Consider the following 21,941-nt stretch of genomic DNA (forward strand, 5'->3'; position numbering starts at 1 on the left):
CGATGACCGAAGAAAACGACATGGCGCATGATGGCGCCCAAGAAACGCATGGCCCAACGCATTCCGGCTTCGTCGCCCTGATCGGGCCGACCAATGCCGGCAAGTCGACGCTGGTCAACCGGCTGGTCGGCGCCAAGGTGTCGATCGTCAGCCACAAGGTTCAGACGACGCGCGCCATCGTGCGCGGCATCGCCATCCACAACAACGCCCAGATCGTCTTCATGGACACGCCAGGCATCTTCAAGCCGCGCCGCCGGCTCGACCGCGCCATGGTGACGTCAGCCTGGGGCGGCGCCAAGGATGCCGATGTCATCATGCTGCTGATCGACAGCGAGCGCGGTCTGCGTGGCGATGCCGAAGCCATTCTCGAAGGCCTGAAGGATGTGCCGCAGCGCAAGATCCTGGTTCTGAACAAGATCGACCGCGTTAACCGCGAACTGCTGCTGGCGCTCGCCGCGACCGCCAACCAGACCGTCCAGTTCGACCAGACCTTCATGATCTCGGCCGAAAACGGCTCGGGCTGCGACGATGTCATGGACTATCTCGCCAAGACGCTTCCTGAAGGCCCCTGGTACTATCCGGAAGACCAGATCTCCGATCTGCCGATGCGCCAGCTCGCCGCCGAAATTACCCGCGAAAAGCTCTTCCTGCGCCTGCACCAGGAACTTCCCTATTCATCTCACGTCGAGACCGAGAAGTGGGAAGAGCGCAAGGATGGCTCGGTACGCATCGAGCAGGTCATCTATGTTGAGCGCGACAGTCAGAAGAAGATCGCGCTTGGCAAGGGCGGCGAAACCATCAAGGCGATCTCGTCGGCATCGCGCCGCGAGCTCTCCGAAATCCTTGAGCAGAACGTCCACCTCTTCCTGTTCGTGAAGGTACGCGAAAACTGGGGCGACGACCCCGAGCGCTTCCGCGAAATGGGCCTGGATTTCCCGCACTGACGGGGACTGGGCGTGCAGGACATTTAGTCGGGGCGCTGGCGGCCCCCTCATTCGCCCTTCGGGCACCTTCTCCCCGAGGGGAGAAGGGGAGTGGCCGCAACGTCTCCTATCCCTTCTCCCCAGCGGGGAGAAGGTGGCCCGATAGGTTTCAGGCGCAACCTGTTGCGCCGGGGATGAGGGGGCTCCGGGCGCCTCGGTGGCAAAAATTCTCTCACCCACCCCTCACGCCGTTGTTTTTCAATAAAAAATCCCGGCCGTTCGCGGAACAAAATCCCCGCGGTCGCATTTCCAGCATCGAACGGCGCTGCGGACCGGCGGCGCCGATTTTTGCGGGCTCGGGCAGGGATGGCAACGGCAAAACCAGCGCATTCGTTCAAGACACCATGCGAGCAATGTCCCTTGCGGCCATTGCCGCATTTCAGGGAATTCAGCGGTGACGAACTGGATTTCGTCAGTCGCTTCAAGAAGGGCGAGCTTGCCGCCGATGCGGGGGCGACGATCCTCGTCGAAGGCGCCAACAGCGCCCATCTCTTCACCGTGCTCTCCGGCTGGGGCTTTCGCTACAAGACACTGGAAGACGGCCGCCGCCAGATCCTGAACTATGTGATGCCCGGAGACCTGATCGGCCTGCAGGGCACGATCATGGACGAGATGCAGCATTCGGTCGAGGCGCTGTCACCCGTCTCGCTCTGCGTCTTCGAGCGCGACAAGCTGATGACGCTTTATAACAAGCATGCGTCGCTCGCCTTCGACATCACCTGGATTGCCGCCCAGGAGGAGCGGATCCTCGACGAGCATCTGCTGAGCATCGGCCGCCGTACCGCGCTTGAGCGCGCCGCCTATCTCGTCGCCTTCCTCTATGAACGCGGCAAGCGGCTCAACCTGTTCAACGGCAGAAAATTCATCCCGATCACCCAGCAGCACATTGCCGATACGCTCGGCCTGTCGATCGTCCACACCAACAAGACGCTGAAGAAACTGGCCGAGCGCGGGCTGATCCGCTGGCAGGAGCGCGGCTGCGAAGTGCTGAACGGCGAGGGGCTCCTGGAGATCGCCGGCTGGGAAGGGCTTGCGGAGGGGCGGCGCCCTTTTATATGAGCGTTTCAACAACTATGTCTTTTTTAAATGCAAATCGGTGCTATGGAAAATAAGGTGCGGACATGCCACTTTTCCTCCCGGTTTGCTTTCTATCGAGCAAGTGGGGAAGTTAGGGTGTGGACCGCGAGATTTTGCAATCGCGGCGGCCAAGAGGGGCATCAGAGGTAGAAATGCGGTTTGAGAAGACGGTGCGCGCCGTCAGCGGCGCACAGCGAGGGGCATAAATCATGAACGCAACCCGTGTTCTGGTTCTGGAAGACAGTCTCATCATTGCGATGGAAGCGGAAGATATCCTGCGCGCCGTCGGCCTTGAGACGATCGACATTGCCAACAGCCTGGATCAGGCGATGGAGGCCGTCAGCGCCGAGACCTATGATTTCGCGCTGCTCGACGTCAATCTCGGCGAGTCGATGAGCTTCGGCTTTGCCCGTCATCTCAAGGAGCGCTCGATCCCCTTCGGCTTCGTCAGCGGCTATTCCGACACCACGGATTTTCCCGCCGACCTGCAGCAGGTGCCGCTTCTCGTGAAGCCTTTCGACGAAGGCGCCATGCGCGATTTCCTCGCCAAGCTCTTCCCGGGCGAATAACGCCTTTCAATGACTTTTGCGGGCGGTTGCTCTAGGATCGATTCCTGAAGTTTTTGGGATTTTGCCGATGCAGTGGCAAGGCAATGCAATCGTTCTGGGTGTGAAACGTCACGGTGAGACAAGCGTCATCGCCGAAGTGATGACGCGCGACCGCGGCCGCCATCTCGGCCTCGTGCGCTCCGGCCGTTCGCGCAGCATGCAGCCGGTGCTGCAGCCCGGCAACGAGGTCGACGTCATCTGGCGCGCCCGCCTCGACGAGCATCTCGGCGAATTCCGCATCGAGCCGCTGCAACTGCGCGCGGCGAGATTGATGGAGAGCGCCACCGCCGTCTACGGCGTGCAGGCGATGGGCGCGCTGCTGCGGCTGCTGCCCGAGCGTGATCCGCATCCGCATCTCTACGACGCGCTCGAAGTCATCCTCGACAATCTCCACAATCCGACCGATGCCGGCGAGCTCTTCGTCCGCTTCGAGCTCGCGGTGCTGAACGACCTCGGCTACGGCATCGATCTGACCGAATGCGCCGCCACGGGGGTGCGTAACGATCTCGCCTATGTCTCGCCGAAATCCGGCCGCGCCGTCTGCCGCGCGGCGGGCAAGCCCTATGCCGACAAGATGCTGGTCCTGCCCACCTTCCTGTCGGAGGAGGGCAATCACGCCGCCGATTACGACAGCCTGCTCGCCGGTTTCCGGCTCACCAGCTTCTTCCTGCACCGCCATGTCTACGAGCCGCGCGGCATCGATGCCGTCTCGGCCCGCGATGGCTTTATCCAGGCGGCCCTGAAGGCGCTCGACCCTTCCCTCAGGGCGCTGCCACCCGGCGCGGCGCATCCGCTCGCGGCAGGCGGCAAGCTGCCGGCCTGAATAGCGGTTTTTCACCCGTGAAAGATATCCTGCAGCCCTGGCGGTTTACCCCGCGCTCGGCGCTGCCTATCTCTGCCTGCAACGGCAGATGATCGAGGAGGATGACATGCTGACGAAACCCGATAACGCGACGACGATCACGCTATGGAACGGCCGCGAGATCCCGCGCCTCGGCATGGGGTGCTGGGCGATCGGCGGTCCCTTCCATGCCGGCGATGTGCCGCTCGGCTGGGGCGAGGTCGATGACGCCGAATCGCTCCGTGCCATCGCGCGCGCCGTCGATCTCGGCATCCGCTTTTTCGATACCGCATCGAATTACGGGGCAGGGCATTCCGAGGAGATCGTCGGCCGTGCCATCGGCAATCGCGACGACATTGTCATCGCCACCAAGTTCGGCCACGCGACCGACGAGAAGACCAGGCAGGCGACCGGCGCCTTTGCCGATCCGGCCTTCATCCGTGCTTCTGCCGAGACATCGCTCCGCCGCCTGCGCCGCGAGCGGCTGGACCTCCTGCAGTTCCATCTCAACGATTTCCCGCTGGAAGCATCCGATGAGGTCTTCGAGACGCTGGAGATATTGAAGGCCGAGGGCAAGATCGACGCTTTCGGCTGGAGCACCGACTACACGGACCGCGCCGCCCGCCATGTCCATCGCAGCGGCTTCGTCTCGATCCAGCATACGATGAACGTCTTCGAGCCGGTGCCCGATATGATCGATGTCATCGAGAAGAACGGCCTGATCTCGATCAATCGCGGCCCGCTCGCCATGGGTCTGCTCAGCGGCAAGTTCACGCCGGGCAAGACGGTCGGTGAAAAGGACGTCCGCGGTGCCAGCCTCGACTGGATGGTCTATTTCAAGGATGGCAAGATCGCGCCGGAGTTCGCGGCCCGCCTGGAGGCCGTCCGTAACCTGCTGACCGATGGCGGACGCACGCTGACGCAGGGCGCGCTCGCCTGGCTCTGGGCACGCTCGCCGCGCACGCTGCCGATCCCCGGCTTCCGCACGGTGGCACAGGTAGAGGAAAATGCCGGTGCGCTGGCGAAAGGGCCGCTGCCCGTAGATGTGATGAACGAGATCGACCGGGCGCTTGCTGGCCTTTAGGCGCGGTTGCGCACCTTCAGCGGCCAGCCGTCGGCGCGTTGCTCGAGCACGGTGACGGTGTCGCCGACGGCGATCTTGCCGCTGCCGCGCGGCGTCACGTTCCAGCCGAAGAGCGGGCCGGGCACGCGCCGGTCCGCCGACATGCGCAGGCGCCCCATGGCGGGCATCGGGTTCGGCACGTCGCGCGAGCCCGTCTGCTGGTCCTGCGTGGTCATGATGCAGCGGGCGCAGGGTTTGACGAGATCGAAGCGGATGCCGTTGATCTCGATCGCCGCCCAGCGATCCTCCGGCCAGGGCTCGTCGATGTCGACGACGATATTCGGGCGGAACCGCTCCATGCCGACGGCGCCTTCGCCGTGGGCCGCAAGATCGGCATTCAGCGCCTTCAGCGAACCGGTTGTCGTCACCAGGATCTGATAGCCGTCGGCAAAGGTAACAGGCGTCTCACCGCCCGCCCATTCGGTGCTGGCGATGCGCTTTGCCTCGCCGTCGAAGAACACCAGCTTTACTTCGCGCCCCAGCCATTCCGAGAGACGGCGGTTGCTGTCGTCGTCGGCAACGGCGGCGTTCACCGGCTCTTTCCAGACCGACACATCCATGCGCCGGCCAGGCTGTAGCGGCGGCACGGCGATCTCGCCCTTGCCATCCATCAACAGGCGGAAGGCGGACGCTTCGGGGCGCACCTCGATGCGGGCCAGATCCTGCAATTCGCGCTGGGTGATGAAATGCCCCTGAGCATCGGTGATCATCGCCCGGCGGTCGCCCGGCAGGCCGAAAGCGTCGATATCGGAGAAGGGGATGGCGATGCCGCGTGCGCTCTTGAGCGGATAGATGAAAAGATCGCTGATGCGCATGCCCGTCTCCTAAATCTCGTCCATGAAATCCGCGAGGAAATCGCGAAGCCGCTTGTCGCGCTCGGCTGCAAGCGCACGGCCTGCTTCCGTCTGGAAGCCGTCAGCCAGTTTGAACAGCTTTGTCTGGAAGTGGTCAATGGCATAGCGCTTGTCGTCGAGCGGGCGCTCCCTGGCATCGGGATCGAAGGGATCGTAAAGCCCCGAGACCATGCGTCCGGCAATGTAGAAACAGCGCGCCGCGCCGACAGCGCCGATCGCGTCCAGCCGGTCGGCATCCTGCAGCATCTTCGCCTCGAGCGTCTCGGGCGTCACATTGGCGGAGAAGCTGTGCGCGGTGATCGCATGGGCGACGGCGGCGATATCCTCTGCCGTCCAGCCCATCTTCTGCAGGATCCCCGATGCCTTCTGGGCGGCGAGCGCCGATGCCTTGGAACGCAGCGGCGAGCTCTTCTCGACGGCGACGCAATCGTGCAGCAGCACGGCGGCTGCCAGGATCCGGGCGTCACCGCCTTCGTTCTTCTGGATACGCATGGCGTTCTTGAAGACGCGCAGCACATGCGCCAGATCGTGCGAACCGTCGTCGCCTTCCGTGGCGAATGGAATAAGCTCTGCCGCAAGGCTTTCGAAGGGGGCAAAGGCTTCGGCCTGATGCATTCTCGTCACCGCAATTGTTGGTATGGACGCCCGAGATAAGGCCTCGCGCCGCCAGTTGCAATGAGGCTTTTGGCGAAGGCGGGAAGCCGTGGAAAACGGCGCCCGGGCCACAGGTGAAAACTCTTTGTCAACCTTCCTTAATGCGAAGTTAACAGCTTATTGACCCGACTCACTAAGCACGGTATTCACCGAGTCAGTTTTGATCGTCCAACATTTTGTATTGCGTACAGCCATCACCGGACAGAGACGGTGAACGGAGGTTTGCATGAGCAATGTTTCATCAGTTTCAGACACGGCCTATGCCTATTTGGCAACGCTTTCGCGGCTCGACACCAATGGCGACGGCGTATTGAGCCGTGGCGAGCGTGCTGCCGATGAAAAGCCTGGAATTCTCGCTCAGCTGAGCGAAGACGAACCGCAGTCCGAGCCGCGCTCGACGGCGACCGACAATGTTCTCGCCCTGATGATGGGCCTTCGCGGTGGCGTAAGCGACATGGCGATGAGCGCATCCAACGACGACGGCCTTCCGGATGTTTACCGCAACACCTACGGCCAGTACGATCTCGATATCGCCTCTTAAGGTGCCGGGAATGGCAACTATACGAAGCCGGTCCTCGTGGCCGGCTTTTGTTTTGCAGGAACCCCTTCCGGCTTGAGACGTTGGACAACGAACAGCCAAGCGGAAGGAAACCCTCATGAAAAAGACAATCGCGCTCGCGGCCTTCGCCTTCACTGCAGCGGCCTTTGCCGTCAATGCCCAGGACAAGCAGACGGCGACCGCCAATTTCGTCGATGCCAAGGGCAAGGAAACCGGCCGCGCGACGCTGACGGCAGCCGCCAATGGCGGCGTCTTCATCGAGGCCGAGATTGCAGGCCTCCCGGCCAACAAATGGGTCGCCTTCCACGTTCATGAAACCGGCAAATGCGATCCGGCAACGCATCACGAATCGGCCGGCAAGCACTTCAACCCGACCAAGGCCGAGCACGGCTTCCTGGCGGCCAAAGGCCCGCATGCCGGCGACCTGCCGAACCAGTATGTCGGTCAGGACGGCATTCTCCGTGCCCAGGTCTTCGATAGTATGGTGACGCTTGACGGCAAGGAAGACGGCATCCGCGGCCGGGCGCTGATGATCCATGCCAATTCCGACGATTACCGCAGCCAGCCGGCGGGCGATGCCGGTGAGAGACTGGCTTGTGGGGTGATCGAGTAGGGTGTGCGCCCTCGCGCGCGGCCCCCTCATCCGCCCTTCGGGCACCTTCTCCCCGCGGGGGAGAAGGGACGTTACCACGAGGGGGCGCCGGGTGCGGTGTTGTGTGAGGGCTCGGCCTAAAGCTCAGCTGTAATAATACCGCTCTGCATACCATTCCGTGGATGCCATCGGCTTTTCCTGCGCGACCCAGCGCGCGATGTCGCTTTCCTCGAGCAGGTCGGCGGTCATCTGGTCTTCCAGTCCGACGAAGATCAGATTGGTGTTTTCCCGAAGCCGGGGATCGCGGGTGAAGCCCATCTTGCTGTCGCTTGCGGTGTGCAGCAGGTTCATGCGCACGTAGAAGAACTCGGGATGGTAATCCATCTCGCTTTCCTCGTTGAAGGCATGGGCCACCTCGATCACCGATTTCTGCGGGCCGCTATAGGCGGTAATCGCTTCGTTCAGCCCGAAGGTCGCGCCATAGAGGCCGACGGAGCGGGCGGGGATGATGCTGACCTCGCCATTCGTCAGGTCGATCTGCTGGCCGGAGAAGCCAATGCTGGCGCCGTCCAGCGCGCCGCGGAAGAAATAGGAGAACCGGCCGCGGGTGAGATAGATCGCCTGCCAGCGAAACCGGACATACTCCTCCGATTGCGCCGTGAGCCCTTTCAGCGTCGTCAGGCATTGGAGGAATGTGTCCCGGTAGTTCGGCAGCGGCATGGTCAATCTCCTTGAGAGATTAACCGGCAGGGAGTCAAAACGTTCCGCCCTGCGTCACTGACGCGTCGTCTGATCCTTGGAGGAGGCGCGGCGGCGGGCCGGTTTCTGCGCTTCCTCCGGCTCGGGTTCCGGAACCGCATTGCCATTAGCGGCGGAGACCGGGATCAGGTGGCCGCCTTCGTCGAAGCTCAGCTTGACGCGTTTGACCATGTCGCGGCTCAGCGCCCACCAGTCACCGGTCTTGGCCCAGTAACGCAGCGTCAGCCCGAGCGTCGCGCCGCCGAGCGTATCGATGAACACCGCCGGCGCCGGCGATTTCAGCACGCGCGAATCCTGCCTGGCGATCGACAGCAGCCGGTCCATCGCCGCGTCGATGTCGTCGGCATAGGCGACCGTCACCTTCAGCTCGTTCTGCCGGGTCGGTTCGCGGCTGTAATTGGTGATCGGTGTGTTCCAGAGGATCGAGTTCGGCGCCAGCCGGTATAGACCGTCGCCGGTCTTGAACTCGGTGGCGAAGAGGCCGATCTCGCGCACAGTGCCCGAAATACTGCTGGTCTCGATATATTCGCCGACCCGGAAAGGCCGCAGGATCAACAGCATGATACCGGCCGCGATGTTCTGCAGCGTCCCCTGCAACGCCAGGCCGATCGCCAGGCCGGCAGCGCCGAGAGCGGCGATGATCGAGGCCGTCTGCACTCCGAACTGGCCGAGCACGGTGATGAAGACCAGGATGAGGAGAGCGTAGCGCAGGACATTGGTGAAGAAGCGCGCCAGCGTTTCGTCGATGCCCCGCACCCGCGAAATCCCCTCATAGGCCCAGCGGCTGACGAAGCTCGCCATCGCCCATCCGACGATGAGGAGAATGATCGCGCCAAGGATCGAGAAGGAATACTGGACGGCAAGCGCGCTTGCCTGGCTGAGTGCTGTCCGGGTTGCTACGATGACGTCTGTTGCCTGTTCCATGCCTGCTGCCAAACCTCGAATTTCCATTGCACTTGGCTAGATGGGGCAGGGTGGGGGGAGCGTCAACCGGCTTTTTCGGGCGCGATCGTAAACATGAAAGGCGCATTGCCGTCGGCTTCGGCGCCTCGCCCGATGGCGCGCACGGCATCGACAAGCCTGCCCTTGCGATCGAGCAGCGCATCGCCGATCTCGATGATCCGGGTGTTCGGCGTGGCATAGGGGGAGGCGGAGCGCAGCCGCTCCGCAAGCGCCTTCTCATCCTGATCGGGCACCAGCGAAAGGGCTGCGACAAGGGCAGCCGCCGGTGATCGAGACACGCCCATCCAGCAATGAACGAGCAGCGGCGCGCTCTGGTCCCAGGCGGCGGCAAAGCCGATGATCTCGCGCACATGCGTTTCGCCGGGCGCTACCAGATTGCCGGTACCCTTGAAGGCGATGTCGTTCATATGCAGCAGCAGATGGCGGCTGGCGGAAATCACGCCCGGGCGGTGGAACGCCTGTTCCTTGGCCATCAGGCTCACCATCTCGCGGGCGCCGTGACGCACGGCCATCTCGGCGATGCGGGCAAGCGGCGAGACGACGATCCGCGTCACGGCTTGGCGCTCCTCAATGCCTCGATCGCGGCAAAGCGATCACAGAACAGCTGCTGCGCCTCGGTGGCCGGCAGCGGCTCGATCAGCAGCATTTCCTTGGTGATGCCGCGCGGCTGGCCGAAGAACTTCTGCGCCTCGACGGAGGTAAAGCCGGCAAGGCAGGTTGCCTCGAAATAGGCGGCAATGGTGTCGGCCTTCTTGATCTTGTCCTTGAGCTCGCGCGAGGCATGCGGCGGCAGACCGAAGCGGAGATGCACCGCCGCCTCCAGCCGCTTCTCGACGGTCTTGTAGCCGCCGCCGACGACGGATTTGAACGGCGAGATCATGTCGCCGATCACATATTCCGGGGCGTCATGCAGCAGCGCCATCAGGCAGTCGCTGGCGCTCGCCTCGTTGAGGCGGCGGAAGATGTCCTCGACGACGAGGCTGTGCTGCGCAACCGAGAAGGCGTGATTTCCCGAGGTCTGGCCGTTCCAGCGCGCCACGCGGGCAAGACCGTGGGCGATATCGCTGAGCTCGACATCAAGCGGCGAGGGATCGAGAAGATCGAGCCGCCTGCCGGAGAGCATGCGCTGCCAGGCGCGGGGCGGCTTCGTCACGCGCTGGCCTCGTCGGATGTGGACGGGAAGGCAAGGCCGCTCCAGCCGGGCAGGGCGAGCGTGACAGGCACGTCACCGGCAAGCAGCGGCGTTTCCGCAGCCATCGCTTCGCCGGCGCGGTCGATGCGCACGATCGCCAGCCCGCTCTTGCCGCTGACCGTGCCGAGCGTGCCGACCGGCTTGCCGCCGGCGGTGATCTCCGTGCCCGGCGCGGGCAGTTCGGTGCCAGCAGAAACCGTCACCACGCGCCGCCGCGCCGTGCCGCGATGCTGCATGCGGGAGACGACTTCCTGGCCGACATAGCAACCCTTCTTGAAGGAGAGCCCGCCGTTCAGATCCATCAACACGTCATGCGGGAATGCGTCCTGTAGCGCGAAGTCGGCGCCCGAGGTGACGACACCATGCGCCGCGCGCAGGCCGTCATAGAGCGCCACATCGTCAGTGCCGTGCTTTCCGGCCTGGCGGCGAAGTGTGATGCCGGCCTTGGCAAAGCGGCTGTCGGCAGCGCCTTCGGCTGCATCGCTGTCCCAGGAAACGGTCACACCCTCGGCGTCCACCGGCGCCAGCGTCACGGCGGCGCGCAGCCTGTACATGGTCAGCCGCTTTGTCAGCGCTTCGAACTGCTCGCGCTCGGTCTCGATGACGAAATCCGTGCCATCGCGCCAGATCATGAAATCGAAGAGAATCTTGCCCTGCGGCGTCAACAGCGCGCCGGGGCGTGCCTCATCCGGCGCCATCGAGACGATATCGGTGGTGATGAGGTTCTGCAGGAAGGACTCGGCGTCCGCGCCACCGATCCTGAGAAGGGCGCGGTGCGGAAGAAAGACGGAGGGCATGGCGAAACCTGTCGCGTTCGTGATCGCTCAGAGTTAAGTCTTCCGCGCCGCCGCTGCAAGCGGCGGGCAGGGGCGATCAATCGCCGGCGGTGAAGAACTTCCACTTGCCGTCGGGCGCAATGCCAAGGCGATAGAAATTGTAGCCGCCGAATTCCTGCATGTCGGAAAGATCGCCTGCGGTGACGATGCGCAGCAGCTCGACGCGCTCCGGCGGCGTCAGCGCTTTCAGGTCCTTCTCGGCGAAATAGGGCCAGACATAGGCCTCATCGGCAGTCCCGGCGCCGACATGCACGAAACCGGTCGAGATGACGTCGAGGATGATCGCCAGGATCTCGTCGCCGTCAGGATCGCCGGAAAGGTCCTTCAGCGTGCCGATCGGATCGTCGGTCGGCTGGCCGACGCTGACCTGCGTCTGCTGCGCTCCGGTGCCCATCAGCGGACGAAGACGCTCGAGATCGCCGGAAGCCGCTGCTTCGACGATCTGTTCGCGCATCTTGCGCACGGGTTCGGGAACCTTGGTGATGTCGTAGATCACGTCTACGGGCTTGCCGCTGTCGGATGCGCCGGGCGTCTTGTCGGTGCTCTGCGCCGCATGATCCTTGTTCACCAGCGGATCGGGCATCGGCACGCCGGGCGTCGCGGCCGGCGGTGTCTGCGTCTGCTGGGTATTTTTCTGGTCGGTCGCCTGCGGATCAGGCTGTCCGGGTGCCTTGTGCAGCTCAGAAAGCGCAAAGGCTGCGGGTGCCGCGAAAATGCCGGCGCCAGCGCATAGAGCAACGAGAAGCGGCGCGATCAGCCGCCGCGGGGCCTTGTCCTTACCGGTGTGCATCCGACTCTCTAATTTTTACTGCAGTCTGCGGTTCGGAGAAAACTCGCCAGCAAGCATACGTTCACGCAGCGAATCGAGCAGGGCTTCCGCGCTGTTTTCGCCATGCAGGCGGATCGTTTCGCGAAGGGCGTGAATGATGGCGGTGTCGGCGATGATCTCAGGCTCGATGCCGTCGGCCATGCCGTCAGCCCAAGCTTCGTTGTGGTACTCCAAAGCCGCCTGCATCTTTTCATGGACGATCATGTCGTCGATGTCGTTGAGGCTCGGTTCCATTTTCTTTTCCTCGAACTGCATGCCTTACTGCCTGGTTAACAACTCTATCAGCCTTTTCCCAAAACGACACGCGCGGGAGTGAAAACAGGTTAATTAAACGTCAATTTCCAAACCGCGAAGTAATTTCTGTGGCAAGTGTTGCACCTTCGTTACGGTAGCGCTCTTCTGCCACGATCGCCGATGCGGTGCAATCGGTATAGACGGATGCGAAGGCACGGTATCCACGGTTGAAAGCAGCGGTCAGCTTCTCTTTGCGCTGAGGCTCGTCTTTCGCTTCGGAATCAAGCAGTTGCTGCATGCTGTTGCGCCACTCGTCGCCGCCTGGCGCCTTGCAGAGCGTGCGCAGGTAATGCACCGAACCGATCACTTCCGCAAACCGCAAAAGCTTGTCGTCGTAGGGTACGGCCGCCGCTGGAGGTGGGGGTGCCTCGGGTGCCGCAGGCGCTGCCGCATTCTTGCCCTGTGCCCAGACGGGCGCGCTCATCGCTGCACCGGCGCACAAGAACAGGGACAAAACAACGCGTCGTACGGGAATCATGTGAACAGTTGATACGCAAGCCGTGTCGGGAACAAGGCGCGTGGCGGAGTTTCCACGCCGTTATTGTCGAAGCGCCAGCCGCTCGGCGCATTCGAGAACGGATTGCGGCACCGGCATCCGGCGGATCTCGTCCAGGCTGTACCAGCCTAGATCGGCGGCGTCATCGGCGGCTTCCGCAACAGCGTCGGCGTCGGCCTCGACGGTGAAGACCGACAGGAAGAAATGGCTGGTGACGCTACCGTCGGGCGCATGGGTCTTCAGATCGTAGACCGAAAAGAGCTTAGGGTTGCGCGCCGTAATGCCGGTCTCTTCCCGGAATTCCCGCAGCGCCGTCTCATCGGGCGTCTCGCCCTCTTCGGCGCGGCCGCCCGGAAAGGCATACATGTCGGCGGATGGCGGATTGCGGCGCAGCACCAGCAGATATTTGCCGTCGCGTTCGAGGATGGCGGAGGATGCTGCCTTGGCCGTCGAAGTCATTTCTGCCGTTTCCGTGGCTCTGCCGGTTGCGAATTGCAGGGCGATCGCCGAGCGTATCGATGAACCTGACTAACGCAGCATCGATTCGAAGAGAAGCCCGCTGACCTATCTGATCTATGCCTCTGCCGCGCTCTTCGAGATCGCCGGCTGCTTCGCCTTCTGGGCCTGGCTCAGGATGGGCAAGTCCGTCTGGTGGCTGGCGCCGGGCATGGTGTCGCTGGCGCTCTTCGCCTGGCTGCTGACCTTCGTGCCGAGCGAGGCTGCGGGGCGCACATTCGCCGCTTACGGCGGCATCTATATCGTCGCCTCGCTCCTCTGGCTGTGGCTCGTCGAAAACCGCATTCCCGACCGCTGGGACATCGGCGGCGCCGCGATCTGCCTTGCCGGAACAGCAATCATCCTCTTTGCGCCACGCAGCTGAGCCCACCCTTGACCGTTGCCCGGCAGGGTGCAAAGACAAGGGTATGTGCGGACGCTACGCCCTGACGATATCTCCGGAAGAGCTGCAGGACCTGCTCGGGCTTTTTGAGCTCGAGGACTTTCCCGCGCGCTACAATATTGCGCCGACGCAGCCGATCCTCGTCGTCGTCTCCGGAGAAACGCCGGAGAAGGGCAGCAACCTTCCGGATCGCCGCGCCGTCCTGGTGCGCTGGGGCTTCACGCCTTCCTGGGTCAAGGATCCCAAGGAATTTCCGCTGCTGATCAATGCGCGGGCCGAAACGGCGATCGGCAAGGCGTCCTTCCGCGCCGCCATGCGCCACCGCCGCGTCCTGATCCCGGCAAGCGGCTTCTACGAATGGCACCGCCCGTCGAAGGAAAGCGGCGAGAAATCACAGGCCTACTGGATCAAGCCGAAGCATGGCGGCATCGTTGCCTTTGCCGGGCTGATGGAGACATGGTCGTCGGCCGATGGCTCGGAGGTCGATACCGGCGCGATCCTGACGACGGCGGCCAATGCTGCGATCGCCCCGATCCACGACCGGATGCCCGTCGTCATCAAGCCCGAGGACTATACCCGCTGGCTCGACTGCAAGACGCAGGAGCCGCGTGAGGTTGCCGACCTGATGAAGCCGGTCGAGGAAGATTTCTTCGAAGCCATCCCTGTTTCCGACAAGGTCAACAAGGTGGCGAATATGGGCGCCGATCTGCAGACGCCCGTCGTTCTCGAAAAGCCCCCGAAGGCACCTGCCAAGAAGCCCGGCGACGGGCAGCTCAGCTTCTTCTGATTTCCAGTCTTCTCATTCCCGGACCATCTTCATGATCTCGATTTCGGCTGCCCTCTCGGGCTTCTTCCTTGGTGCATCCCTGATTATCGCCATCGGCGCTCAGAATGCCTTCATTCTCCGCCAGGGCCTGCTGCGCTCGCATGTCTTCATTCTCTGCCTGATCTGCGCGCTGTCGGATGCGCTGCTGATCGCCGCCGGTGTGGGCGGTCTCGGCACGCTGGTATCGCAGTCGCCGGTGCTGATCTCGGTGGTGACGCTCGGCGGCGCCGTCTTCCTCGGCTCCTATGCCTTCATGGCCTTTCGCCGCGCGCTGCATCCAGGCGCCATGCAGGCCGGGGCGCCGCAGGCGCTGGGATTGAAGGCGGCGGTCGCCACATGCCTCGCCTTCACCTTCCTCAATCCGCATGTCTATCTGGATACGGTGGTGCTGCTCGGCAGCCTGTCGGCCGCCTATCAGGGCGCAGATCGCCTCGCTTACGGCATCGGTGCCGCCGTTGCGTCATTCGTCTGGTTTTTCGGGCTGGGATATGGAGCGCGGCTGCTGCAGCCGGTCTTCGCGAAACCCGCCGCCTGGCGGGTTCTCGACGTCATCATCGGTGTCGTCATGAGCCTGCTGGCGATCAGCCTGCTCATCCGCTTTTTCGCGGCCGCTTAGGCGGGCTTCTTGATGAGGGCAGGCTTCTTCAGCATCAGTGCTGCTGCCAGAACGGCCTTCAGGCCGAGCGGGCGATAGTGGGCGCTAAGGTCATGCTTGGCCGGCTGTTCCGTGGAGCCAGTCTTCTTCGAGGTCACGATACTCTCCTTACGTGTTCCCTGGACATGTTCTGATTTGCTCTTTTGTCGGCAATAGCGACAAAATAGAGGCATCGATTATCAGGAAGTGTGTAAGGCGAAAACTTTGCGCGAGGCTTGATGCGAAAAGCACGCATGAGTAGCGTGCTAATCAAATCAGATATGGCGGCCCATATCGTCTTCGCCGACGCCCGGTTCTTCTATCGTCAGCGTGCCGTATTTCTTCTTCCAGCGCCGAGCGCCGAAGGGAAGCGATATCAGATAGATGACCACGGTGAAGACCATGATCTCCCAGGTGTAGCTCATCAGCAGAGCGACATAGAGAACGACACCGAGCATCAGCGGCAGCACCAGATCGCGGCGCAGCTTGCTGCCCTCCTGCTTGCCCGACCAGACCGGCAGGCGGCTGATCAGCAGGAAGGCGATGAGAACGGTATAGGCGGACGACAGGAGCGCGAAGAGGCGGTCCGTCTCCAGGCCGAGGAAGCCGAGATAGACGGGCGCCAGCACCAGCATGGCGCCGGCGGGCGCGGGCACGCCGACGAAATATTCCGATTGCCAGGGCGCCCGGTTCTCGCGCTCCGACATGACGTTGAAGCGGGCAAGGCGCAGGCCGGCGGCGATCGCATAGATCAGCGCCGCGATCCAGCCGATCGAGCGGGCCTGGTCGAGCGCATAGACATAGCCGACGAGGGCAGGGGCCACGCCGAAATTGACGATGTCGGCGAGAGAATCCATCTGCGCGCCGAATTTCGACGTCGCCTTCATCAGCCGCGCGATACGGCCGTCGATGCCGTCGAGGAAGGCGGCGAGCAGCACCATCATCACGGCAAGCTCGTAACGGCCCTCGAAGGCGAGGCGGATGCCGGTCAGGCCGGCGCAGATGGCAAGAATGGTGATGAGATTGGGAACGACCAGCCGGAGCGGGATTTCACGCAGTCGCGGACCACGAGCCGAATCGTTCGGTCCGTTGGGCTCGAAAGGTGGGAAAGGCGTCTCCATCTGTCGCTCCTGATCGTCTTAGCTGCGGCGGCTGATGACCGGACCCTTGGCGGAGGCGAATTCGGCAAGCACCGTCTCGCCGGCAATCGCCGTCTGGCCGAGCGCGACGCGGGGCGCAGCTCCGGCAGGCAGGAAGACATCGAGGCGCGAACCGAAGCGGATCAGGCCGAAGCGTTCACCGGCATCGAGCGGCTCGTTGGTATTGGCCCAGCAGAGAATGCGCCGCGCAACAAGACCGGCGATCTGCACGACGCCGATATTGCCATGCGCAGTTTCGATGACGAGGCCGTTGCGCTCGTTGTCTTCGCTGGCCTTGTCGAGCTCGGCATTCACGAAGCTGCCGGAGCGGTAGTTGATGCTGACGATGCGGCCGCGCACCGGCGAGCGGTTCACATGGCAGTTGAAGACGTTCATGAACACGGAGATGCGCAGCATCGGCTCGCTGCCGAGATTGAGCTCGGCGGGCGGCGTCACCATCTGGATCGACGAGACCTTGCCGTCAGCCGGCGAGATGACGAGATCGTCGTCCTGCGGCGTCATGCGCTCCGGATCGCGGAAGAAATAGGCGCACCACAGCGTCAGGATCAGGCCGACCCAGAACAGCGGCTTGAACAGCCAGCCAAGCAGCAGCGACGCGACGAAGAAGGCGGCGACGAAAGGATAGCCTTCCTTATGGACCGGAACGATGGTGTTTCGAACGGTATCAAGCAGGCTCATATGCGCCGGTCTCCTCGGTTTTTTCGTTACCGCTGGTTATAGAAAAACTCCGGCCGGGGCAATGCCGTGGCCGCTGCCGCGGCCTTTGTGTCAAGGTTCTAAACAGCAAAACGGCAAACCAGCCGTTTTGTTCAGATGGTCAGGTGGCGGGGGCAAGGCGCGTGACAACGCCCATTTCGTCGCTCTCGCGCACCTGCTTCAGGTGTTCTTCGGCCGCGGTTGCCTCGCGCTGGCGGTTCCACATCGAGGCGTAGAGGCCGTTCTTGGCAAGCAGTTCGCCATGCGTGCCGCGCTCGGCGATCTCGCCGCTCTTCAGCACGATGATCTCGTCGGCGCCGATGACGGTCGACAGCCGGTGGGCGATGACCAGCGTGGTGCGGTTCTTCGACACGGCATCGAGCGCGGCCTGGATTTCGCCTTCGGTCGTGGTGTCGAGCGCCGATGTCGCCTCGTCGAGGATCAGGATCGGCGGCGCCTTCAGGATGGTGCGGGCGATCGCCACGCGCTGCTTCTCGCCGCCCGAAAGCTTCAACCCGCGCTCGCCGACCTTGGTGTCGAAACCTTCCGGCAGCAGCTCGATGAAATGGGCGATCTGGGCGATTTCGGCGGCCGTCTTCACGTCTGCCTCGCTGGCCGACGGGCGGCCGTAGCGGATGTTGTAGGCGACCGTGTCGTTGAAGAGCACGGTATCCTGCGGAACCATGCCGATCGCCGTTCGCAGGCTCTTCTGCGTCAGTCCGCGGATATCCTGGCCGTCGACGGTGATCGCCCCGCTCTGGATATCGTAGAAGCGGTAGAGCAGGCGCGACAGCGTCGACTTGCCGGCCCCGGACGGGCCGACGACGGCGACGGTCTTGCCGGCGGGCACGTCGAATGAGATCCCGTTCAGGATCGGGCGGGCCGGATCGTAGGAGAAATGCACGTCCCTGAAGCTGATGGCGCCCTGGCCGATCGCGAGCGGCTTGGCGTCGGGCGCGTCGGTGACTTCAGCCTTTACCTCCAGAAGATCGAACATCTGCTCGATATCGGTCAGACCCTGGCGGATTTCGCGATAGACGAAGCCGATGAAGTTCAGCGGCACGGCAAGCTGCAGGAGCATGGAATTGACGAAGACGAAGTCGCCAACTGTCTGCTCGCCGCGCTGGACGGCCAGGCCGGAGAGAACCAGCATGATCGTCGTGCCGATGCCGAAGATCACGCCCTGGCCGAAGTTCAGCCATCCCAGAGAGGTCCAGACGTCGGTTGCCGCCTTCTCGTATTTCTCCATCGACTTGTCGAAGCGCTTGGCCTCCATCTCTTCGTTGCCGAAATATTTGACGGTTTCGAAGTTGAGGAGGGAATCGATCGCCTTGGTATTGGCGTCGGTATCGCTGTCGTTCATCGAGCGGCGGATGGCGATGCGCCAGTCGCTCGCGCGGATCGTGAACCAGATATAGGCCCAGACGGTGAAGGCGGTAACGGCGAGATAGGAGAAGCCGTAGCCCCACCAGAAGATGAAGGCCGTCAGCAGGAATTCGATGACCGTCGGCACCGAGTTCAGGATCGTGAAGCGGACGATCGTTTCGATGCCCTTGGTGCCGCGCTCGATGATGCGCGACAGGCCGCCGGTCTTGCGCTCCAGATGGAAACGTAGCGACAGCTCGTGCATGTGCACGAAGGTCTTGTAGGCGAGCTTGCGCACCGCATACTGCCCGACGCTGGCAAACAGCGCGTCGCGCAGCTGGTTGAGCGCCAGCTGGATAAGGCGGGTCAGGTTATAGGCGATGATCAGTGCGATGGCGCCGGTCAGCAGCGGCGGAAGGCTGGTGTGGAGATCGGTCTTGCCGTTCAGCGCATCGGTCGACCACTTGAAGAAGTAGGGGACGAGCAGCAGCACGAATTTCGAGACCAGCAGATAGACCGAGGCCCAGACGACGCGCATCTTCAGGTCGGGCCGCTCGTTCGGCCACATATAGGGCCAGAGATTGAACAGCGTGCGCATCAGGTTGGAATCAGAGACCGTCTTGTTTGCCATGTCTATCTCCAAGCCCGGGGGCAGGGCTTTGATCGTTTTCGATAGCGGCAAATTGCAAAAGGCGGATCGGCTCTTTTCAAGCCTCCGCCAGACAGTCTCGCCGTTTCCCGGCACATAGGATTTGCAGCGCCCGAATGCAACGGCAAACCGCCAAAGCAAAAGGCCGGGCGAGAGGTTCGCCCGGCCTTTTCGTCATAATGACATAAAGCCTAGAGGTGCTCGCCGGCCTTCAGCTTGCGATGCAGCTCTTCCGAATTCGGCAGCGCGTCCTTCGGAACGCCGAAGATCTGGCCCGGCAGGATGCGGTCCGGGTTTTTGATCTCGTCCTCGTTGGCCATGTAGATCGTCGTGTAGCGGACACCGGCGCCATAGACGCGGCGCGAAATCTGCCACAGCGTATCGCCACGGCGGATGATCACTGTGTTGTTGCTCGTCGTCAGCGGCGCCTGTTCGATCGTCTTCGGCTCGCTGCTGTTGCCCGATGCGACTTCGTTGGTCGCCGGTGCGGGTGCAGCCGGAGCGGCCGGTGCCTCGGGTGCAGCCGGAACGGTCGTCAGCTCGTCGATGATCGAGGCGAGCTTGTCGATCGCCGCACCAACGGACTTGGCATCGCGCGGCAGCGCCTGCAGCGTCGTCAGCGCGCTTGCTGCCGACTGCGAGGATTTGGCAGCGGTTTCCTTGAACTCGGCGCGGGCATCCACCGACGGGCGGAATTCCGAGATCGAGCGCAGCGCAAACTCGGTCGCCGAACGGGCGGCGGCGAGCTGTTCGTTGCCGGGAAGCTGGCCGTTGACGAACAGGCCCTTCAGCAGCGCGAAAGCCTTGCCGGCATCCGTCTTCAGCTTGGCAAGTTCGCCTTCTTCGAGAGGCACCATCGACGGAGTTGCCGCAGCCGGAGTGGCGGCTGGCGTTGGCGTGCCGGTCTGTGCAGCGACGGTGACCTGATCGCCTTCCGGACGGTTGAAGTTGACGGCGGCGCGCACGAGAACCTTGCCGGCGCCATCGACCACATCGACGCGGATCTTGTGGTCGCCGACGGCCAGATCCATGGCGCCGTCGATGACGAAATGGCCGTCGCCACCGGCGCGTGCCTTGCCGATCAGCTTGTCGTCGGCATAGGCGAGCACGTTGGCATTGGCCTTGGCGGTACCGGCAACGAAGATCTTGTTGCCCTCGATTTCGACGGCATTGACCATGACTTCAGCCGGAGCGGCGGGAACGGCCGGTGCGGTGTTGGCGATATCGGTGGAAGCCGCGGGCAGGGCGGGCGTCGCACCGTTCGCGGCAGGCGTTGCCGCAGCGGTCTGCTGCTCGGCCTTCGGAGCGGTGATGATGCGGCTTGCTTCACCCGGCTTGGAAACCATGGCGAGGAGCTCGGCACCGCTGCCGTCCTTTGGCACGGAAACGGTCGCGACTTCTTCCGAGGTCTGAACCTTGCCGTCCTTGCCGGTGACCTTCAGCACCAGCTGGTGATCGCCGGGGCCGAGCGGATTGTCGAGCACGGCTGCAAAGTCGCCGGAGGGGCCGACATCGGTCGTGGTGACGACCTTGTCGCCATCGACGACTTCGAGCTTGCCGTTCGGCTCGGCCGAGCCGGCAATGACGGTGGAGCCATCGGGTTCGACGCGCAGAACGTCAAAGGCCGGAAGCTTCGGACCGGCATTCGCCTGGTCGGCGGCGGGCGCCGTTGCGGCCGATGCGTTGGCATCGGCTGCTGCCGGCGCCGTGTCAGCCTGCGGCTGGGGAGCCGTGCCGGGCTGAGCTGCCGGTGCGCCGGTCAGTTCGGATTCTGCCTTGAGGAGCGCGGCCAGCGCATCGGCGGCATTTTCAGGAAGCGCCTGGATGGTGGCGAGCGCCTTCGAAGCGCCGTCCTTGGCCTTGGTGATGATCGCGGCGGTCGCCGGGTCGATGCCCTCAGGCGCTGCAAAATCGGCAATCGCCTGCAGCGCGCCGGTCGCCTTCGTCTTGGCAGCCGCAAGGGCATCTGCAGCCGGGGTCTTGCCGTCGGCGAAGAGCGCCTTAAGTTCGGTGAGAGACTGTCCGGCGTCAGCCGTCAGGCGGCCGACCTTCTCTGTAGTGGCGGCAGCATCGGCAACGGCGTTGCGGGCGGTCTTGCCTGCTTCTTCGACCGTATTTTTGACTTCGTTGCTTGCCTGGTTGATCGCATCGCCGACCTTGGACGCGTCTCCGCCGATCCGGGGCATGACCACGAAGACCATAAGAAGGATTGCAATTGCAAGCACTGCGAGGGCCAGCAAGCCGGCGCGGTTTCTCATCATTCATTCTCCCCAGGCGGCAAATGTGCCGTAGTATCAGAAATTGCTAGCGATTCCCGTCGCTCTTCACAAGCATCCAAGGCGATCACCTACGCTTAAGACGTAGGTTTTGCCTCATTTTTCTTGACTGCCCAGCCCCGGAATAGTTGTTTGGCCCCATGACTGATCAATCGCACTCGATAAAATCCATCTGCGTCTACTGCGGCTCCAGGCCGGGACGCGACGCTGCATACATGACTGCCGGCCGCACGCTCGGCAAGGAAATTGCCGAATATGGGTTAAGGCTCATCTACGGTGGTGGCACGAAAGGCATCATGGGGGCGGTTGCCAGCGGTGTGCTTTCGGCGGGCGGCCAGGTCACCGGCATCATCCCGGAATTCCTGATCGACATGGAAGCGACGCGCCATTCGCTCGGCCAGCTCAACGAACTGATTGTAACGCCTGACATGCATGCGCGCAAACACATGATGTTCGAGCGTTCGGACGCTTTCGTGGCGCTGCCGGGCGGCATCGGCACGCTGGAAGAGATCGTCGAGATCATGACCTGGGCACAGCTCGCCCGTCACGAAAAACCGATGGTCTTCGCCAATATCAACGGCTTCTGGGATCCGATGATGGAGCTGATGAAGCACATGACGGAAGAAGGCTTCATCCACACCGCCCACCGCGTCCAGCCACTCGTCATCGACGACGTCTCCGGCATCATTCCGGCGATCATGGCGCAGGCCGCCGAAATCGCCACCGATCGCGGCGGCGAGGACGAAGTTCTCTCCAAGATGTAAACCTGCTTGAAGC

At 63.0% G+C, this 21,941-nt stretch carries 26 protein-coding genes and 1 pseudogene; 11 read left to right on the top strand and 16 right to left on the bottom strand.

What is annotated here, in order from left to right; all coding sequences use genetic code 11:
• The first annotated feature begins 2 nt into the window (after positions 1-2).
• The 5 genes from era (at position 3) to ABIE40_RS06100 (ending at position 4,593) form a co-directional block, all read left to right on the top strand.
• On the top strand, positions 3-944 hold the full coding sequence (gene era / locus ABIE40_RS06080) for a GTPase Era (protein WP_112719578.1): 942 nt from the start codon (positions 3-5) through the stop codon (positions 942-944).
• 345 nt (positions 945-1,289) lie between these two features.
• The gene (locus ABIE40_RS06085) at positions 1,290-2,042 is read left to right on the top strand and encodes a Crp/Fnr family transcriptional regulator (protein WP_112719577.1); all 753 of its coding nucleotides are present in this window, start codon (positions 1,290-1,292) and stop codon (positions 2,040-2,042) included.
• Between the two features lie 227 nt (positions 2,043-2,269).
• Positions 2,270-2,629 carry a response regulator gene (locus ABIE40_RS06090; RefSeq protein ID WP_130282870.1) on the top strand — a complete coding sequence of 120 codons (360 nt, stop codon included), beginning with the start codon at positions 2,270-2,272 and terminating at the stop codon, positions 2,627-2,629.
• 67 nt (positions 2,630-2,696) lie between these two features.
• Complete coding sequence (recO, locus tag ABIE40_RS06095; RefSeq protein WP_112719575.1) at positions 2,697-3,491, top strand: DNA repair protein RecO; 795 nt, start codon at positions 2,697-2,699, stop codon at positions 3,489-3,491.
• Between the two features lie 106 nt (positions 3,492-3,597).
• Positions 3,598-4,593 carry an aldo/keto reductase gene (locus tag ABIE40_RS06100; RefSeq protein WP_199628870.1) on the top strand — a complete coding sequence of 332 codons (996 nt, stop codon included), beginning with the start codon at positions 3,598-3,600 and terminating at the stop codon, positions 4,591-4,593.
• Here ABIE40_RS06100 and ABIE40_RS06105 read toward each other — a convergent pair.
• A complete protein-coding gene (locus ABIE40_RS06105; RefSeq protein WP_199628869.1) occupies positions 4,590-5,447 on the bottom strand; it encodes an MOSC domain-containing protein in 858 nt (285 codons plus the stop codon). The two genes, ABIE40_RS06100 and ABIE40_RS06105, sit on opposite strands and share 4 nt — an antisense overlap.
• 9 nt (positions 5,448-5,456) lie before the next feature.
• The gene (locus tag ABIE40_RS06110; RefSeq protein ID WP_112719573.1) at positions 5,457-6,101 is read right to left on the bottom strand and encodes an HD domain-containing protein; all 645 of its coding nucleotides are present in this window, start codon (positions 6,099-6,101) and stop codon (positions 5,457-5,459) included.
• A gap of 265 nt (positions 6,102-6,366) precedes the next feature.
• On the opposite strand from ABIE40_RS06110, the gene ABIE40_RS06115 reads away from it, so the two are divergent.
• Both ABIE40_RS06115 and ABIE40_RS06120 read left to right on the top strand, forming a co-directional pair.
• On the top strand, positions 6,367-6,681 hold the full coding sequence (locus tag ABIE40_RS06115) for a hypothetical protein (RefSeq protein WP_112719572.1): 315 nt from the start codon (positions 6,367-6,369) through the stop codon (positions 6,679-6,681).
• Positions 6,682-6,796: 115 nt separating this feature from the next.
• Positions 6,797-7,312 (top strand): superoxide dismutase family protein, encoded by a 516-nt coding sequence (locus tag ABIE40_RS06120; RefSeq protein ID WP_199628868.1) that lies wholly within the window; start codon positions 6,797-6,799, stop codon positions 7,310-7,312.
• A gap of 123 nt (positions 7,313-7,435) precedes the next feature.
• Here ABIE40_RS06120 and ABIE40_RS06125 read toward each other — a convergent pair whose 3' ends face one another.
• The 9 genes from ABIE40_RS06125 to ABIE40_RS06165 all read right to left on the bottom strand — a co-directional run bounded on the left by ABIE40_RS06125 (position 7,436) and on the right by ABIE40_RS06165 (position 13,119).
• On the bottom strand, positions 7,436-8,011 hold the full coding sequence (locus ABIE40_RS06125) for a hypothetical protein (RefSeq protein ID WP_148194747.1): 576 nt from the start codon (positions 8,009-8,011) through the stop codon (positions 7,436-7,438).
• Between the two features lie 54 nt (positions 8,012-8,065).
• Complete coding sequence (locus tag ABIE40_RS06130) at positions 8,066-8,974, bottom strand: mechanosensitive ion channel family protein (RefSeq protein ID WP_199628867.1); 909 nt, start codon at positions 8,972-8,974, stop codon at positions 8,066-8,068.
• 62 nt (positions 8,975-9,036) lie between these two features.
• Entirely contained in the window at positions 9,037-9,567 is a 531-nt protein-coding gene (locus tag ABIE40_RS06135; protein ID WP_199628866.1) for a tyrosine phosphatase family protein, read from the bottom strand.
• Complete coding sequence (locus tag ABIE40_RS06140; protein ID WP_112719679.1) at positions 9,564-10,136, bottom strand: YfbR-like 5'-deoxynucleotidase; 573 nt, start codon at positions 10,134-10,136, stop codon at positions 9,564-9,566. Before ABIE40_RS06140 ends, ABIE40_RS06135 begins: the two co-directional genes overlap by 4 nt.
• A gap of 26 nt (positions 10,137-10,162) precedes the next feature.
• A complete protein-coding gene (gene ygfZ / locus ABIE40_RS06145) occupies positions 10,163-11,002 on the bottom strand; it encodes a CAF17-like 4Fe-4S cluster assembly/insertion protein YgfZ (protein WP_199628865.1) in 840 nt (279 codons plus the stop codon).
• A 76-nt stretch (positions 11,003-11,078) separates the two neighbouring features.
• On the bottom strand, positions 11,079-11,831 hold the full coding sequence (locus ABIE40_RS06150; RefSeq protein WP_112719567.1) for a hypothetical protein: 753 nt from the start codon (positions 11,829-11,831) through the stop codon (positions 11,079-11,081).
• A 15-nt stretch (positions 11,832-11,846) separates the two neighbouring features.
• Positions 11,847-12,104: a hypothetical protein gene (locus ABIE40_RS06155; protein ID WP_112719678.1), complete on the bottom strand. Its 258-nt coding sequence runs from the start codon at positions 12,102-12,104 to the stop codon at positions 11,847-11,849.
• Positions 12,105-12,204: 100 nt separating this feature from the next.
• Positions 12,205-12,642, bottom strand: coding sequence for a TIGR02301 family protein (locus ABIE40_RS06160; RefSeq protein ID WP_199628864.1), 438 nt, complete (start codon positions 12,640-12,642; stop codon positions 12,205-12,207).
• A 60-nt stretch (positions 12,643-12,702) separates the two neighbouring features.
• Positions 12,703-13,119: an NUDIX hydrolase gene (locus tag ABIE40_RS06165; RefSeq protein WP_199628863.1), complete on the bottom strand. Its 417-nt coding sequence runs from the start codon at positions 13,117-13,119 to the stop codon at positions 12,703-12,705.
• A 100-nt stretch (positions 13,120-13,219) separates the two neighbouring features.
• Here ABIE40_RS06165 and ABIE40_RS06170 point away from each other — a divergent pair, with 100 nt between their 5' ends.
• The 3 genes from ABIE40_RS06170 to ABIE40_RS06180 are packed head-to-tail and all read left to right on the top strand — an operon-like array spanning position 13,220 to position 15,000.
• Positions 13,220-13,540, top strand: coding sequence for a YnfA family protein (locus ABIE40_RS06170; RefSeq protein WP_199628882.1), 321 nt, complete (start codon positions 13,220-13,222; stop codon positions 13,538-13,540).
• Positions 13,541-13,583: 43 nt separating this feature from the next.
• Positions 13,584-14,345 carry an SOS response-associated peptidase gene (locus ABIE40_RS06175; RefSeq protein WP_199628862.1) on the top strand — a complete coding sequence of 254 codons (762 nt, stop codon included), beginning with the start codon at positions 13,584-13,586 and terminating at the stop codon, positions 14,343-14,345.
• A gap of 31 nt (positions 14,346-14,376) precedes the next feature.
• Complete coding sequence (locus ABIE40_RS06180; protein ID WP_130282850.1) at positions 14,377-15,000, top strand: LysE/ArgO family amino acid transporter; 624 nt, start codon at positions 14,377-14,379, stop codon at positions 14,998-15,000.
• Here the strand turns inward: ABIE40_RS06180 and ABIE40_RS06185 are convergent.
• The 5 genes and pseudogenes from ABIE40_RS06185 to ABIE40_RS06205 all read right to left on the bottom strand — a co-directional run bounded on the left by ABIE40_RS06185 (position 14,997) and on the right by ABIE40_RS06205 (position 21,149).
• On the bottom strand, positions 14,997-15,137 hold the full coding sequence (locus tag ABIE40_RS06185; protein WP_199628861.1) for a hypothetical protein: 141 nt from the start codon (positions 15,135-15,137) through the stop codon (positions 14,997-14,999). The genes ABIE40_RS06180 and ABIE40_RS06185 overlap by 4 nt on opposite strands.
• 156 nt (positions 15,138-15,293) lie before the next feature.
• Complete coding sequence (gene pssA, locus ABIE40_RS06190) at positions 15,294-16,139, bottom strand: CDP-diacylglycerol--serine O-phosphatidyltransferase (RefSeq protein WP_112719561.1); 846 nt, start codon at positions 16,137-16,139, stop codon at positions 15,294-15,296.
• An 18-nt stretch (positions 16,140-16,157) separates the two neighbouring features.
• Positions 16,158-16,859: pseudogene (locus ABIE40_RS06195) on the bottom strand (phosphatidylserine decarboxylase); the annotation flags it as partial.
• A gap of 136 nt (positions 16,860-16,995) precedes the next feature.
• Positions 16,996-18,870 carry an ABCB family ABC transporter ATP-binding protein/permease gene (locus ABIE40_RS06200; RefSeq protein ID WP_199628859.1) on the bottom strand — a complete coding sequence of 625 codons (1,875 nt, stop codon included), beginning with the start codon at positions 18,868-18,870 and terminating at the stop codon, positions 16,996-16,998.
• A 209-nt stretch (positions 18,871-19,079) separates the two neighbouring features.
• Entirely contained in the window at positions 19,080-21,149 is a 2,070-nt protein-coding gene (locus ABIE40_RS06205) for a LysM peptidoglycan-binding domain-containing protein (RefSeq protein ID WP_199628858.1), read from the bottom strand.
• A 155-nt stretch (positions 21,150-21,304) separates the two neighbouring features.
• Here ABIE40_RS06205 and ABIE40_RS06210 point away from each other — a divergent pair, with 155 nt between their 5' ends.
• Positions 21,305-21,928 (top strand): LOG family protein, encoded by a 624-nt coding sequence (locus ABIE40_RS06210; RefSeq protein ID WP_199628857.1) that lies wholly within the window; start codon positions 21,305-21,307, stop codon positions 21,926-21,928.
• The last annotated feature ends 13 nt before the right edge of the window (positions 21,929-21,941 follow it).

Source organism: Rhizobium sp. OAE497 (assembly GCF_040546565.1).
Classification (GTDB): domain Bacteria; phylum Pseudomonadota; class Alphaproteobacteria; order Rhizobiales; family Rhizobiaceae; genus Rhizobium.